Raw genomic sequence first — 1,032 nt, forward strand, 5'->3', positions numbered from 1 at the left:
CTCGGCTTGATCGCTCGATGCGGGGTGCAAACAGACCACTTGAGGCCGCTGACGTGGATTCAGCGTCGCGCTCTTCTACAACGTCTACAACAACAACGTCTTTCTCTTTCTTAGTTTCTGTTGTTGTTGACGTTGATGGGATTCGCGCGCGTCGAGCATGGCCGCATCGATTCGCTCGGTGGCCGTCGATGCATCGGTTGCATCGCCATTGGCGTTGCGATGACCTTTGCCATTCATCGACTAGGCAACCGATGAAAACCCGGTTATAGTGCTCGCTGTCATGAATGGCTGGCGGTCGATGAGTCCGGCGCAACGAATGCGCTCAACCCTACCGCGCGAATGGAATGAGGCCCAAGCGCCGAGGACGAATCATCAGCCTGGGACCACGACCGCCATTGCCCACCCCAGCCGCAGAGGTCAGCCCATGGACAAACGCCCTCCGATCTCGCGCCATGCCGCGCAGCCGACTGGCATTCGGCTTGTGGGTTTGCGGGCCGGATCACGCCTGGGTGGCCCCTTGCTGTCCGCCGAAGACCTTGCCGAGCGGGGTCGGCAGGAAGTGCGCAGCCTTATGGCCATGCGGCGCAAGGCCCTCGAGCGGCAATGGCAGCGACACCTGGCCGCCAGCGGCATCCCTGAGCGCTTTCGCAGCAAAGGCTTCGCCGACTATCAGGCCGACATCGCCGAGCAGGTGCTGGCGCGCTCGATCTGCCAGGACTATGCCTGCGCCCTCAGCGCTGGCCAACGACCCGGCGAAACACTGCTGCTCCTCGGCGGCCCAGGCACCGGCAAGACCCACCTGGCCTGCGCCATCCTCGCGACCCTGGTGCGCGCCGGACAACGCGGCTGGTATGTCTCGCTGCCCAGCGCACTGCGCAGCCTGCGCGACGCCAGCGCATCTCGATCCCAGGGCTCCGAGGCCGAGGCCTTCGCGCAGCTCAGCGCGCCCGACCTGCTAGTGCTCGACGATGTGATCGATGCGCCGGAGCAAGATCCTCGCGGTGTGCTGTTCGAGGTGCTGGATACCCGCTA

General features: G+C 64.3%; 2 protein-coding genes. One reads left to right on the forward strand and one right to left on the reverse strand.

Features of this window, described 5'->3' with window-relative positions; translation table 11 throughout:
- Positions 1-84 precede the first annotated feature (84 nt).
- Positions 85-237: a hypothetical protein gene (locus tag VBE63_RS30145; protein WP_323686643.1), complete on the reverse strand. Its 153-nt coding sequence runs from the start codon at positions 235-237 to the stop codon at positions 85-87.
- A 187-nt stretch (positions 238-424) separates the two neighbouring features.
- On the opposite strand from VBE63_RS30145, the gene VBE63_RS30150 reads away from it, so the two are divergent.
- On the forward strand, positions 425-1,032 hold a 608-nt coding region (locus VBE63_RS30150; protein WP_323686644.1), incomplete at its 3' end, for an ATP-binding protein.

The organism is Lamprobacter sp., assembly GCF_034860625.1.
Taxonomy (GTDB): domain Bacteria; phylum Pseudomonadota; class Gammaproteobacteria; order Chromatiales; family Chromatiaceae; genus Lamprobacter.

Coding starts and splice junctions, on each gene's coding strand:
- VBE63_RS30145 (WP_323686643.1), bottom strand. CDS start 237: ATGAATGGCAAAGGTCATCGCAACGCCAATGGCGATGCAACCGATGCA.